The sequence below is a fragment of the Pseudomonas sp. IPO3747 genome (assembly GCF_013385245.1).
Lineage (GTDB): Bacteria > Pseudomonadota > Gammaproteobacteria > Pseudomonadales > Pseudomonadaceae > Aquipseudomonas > Aquipseudomonas edaphica.
The window spans coordinates 1-344 of the sequence record NZ_JACAQL010000050.1; the positions used below are offsets into that span (position 1 = coordinate 1).

The 344-nt window shown below is 63.1% G+C and carries 1 protein-coding gene; it reads left to right on the forward strand.

Going from position 1 to position 344, the window contains the following annotated elements:
- On the forward strand, positions 1-344 hold a 344-nt coding region (locus tag HX790_RS29475; RefSeq protein ID WP_176992620.1), incomplete at both ends, for an IS30 family transposase.

The window sequence follows — 344 nt, forward strand, 5'->3', positions numbered from 1 at the left end:
GTGATGCTCGTCGAGCGGGTGCGCGCAAGTTTTGCAAGCCGGCGACATGGCTCAGCCATCATCTCCCGGCGTGGCTCAAGCATGGCATGAGTCCGGAGCAGATCGCCCAGCGGTTGAAGCAGGAGCAGCCAAGCCGGGCGGTCAGCCATGAGTGGATTTATCGGTTCATTGCCGCCGAACAGCGCGCCGGTGGTGAGCTTTATACCTATCTGCGACATCGCCGAAAGCGCTACCGGAAACGCTATGGAAGCCACGATCGGCGCGGGCAGCTGCGTAATCGCGTGTCAATCAGTGAACGCCCAGCCGAGGTCGAAAGCCGCGAGCGCCTGGGGGACTGGGAGGGC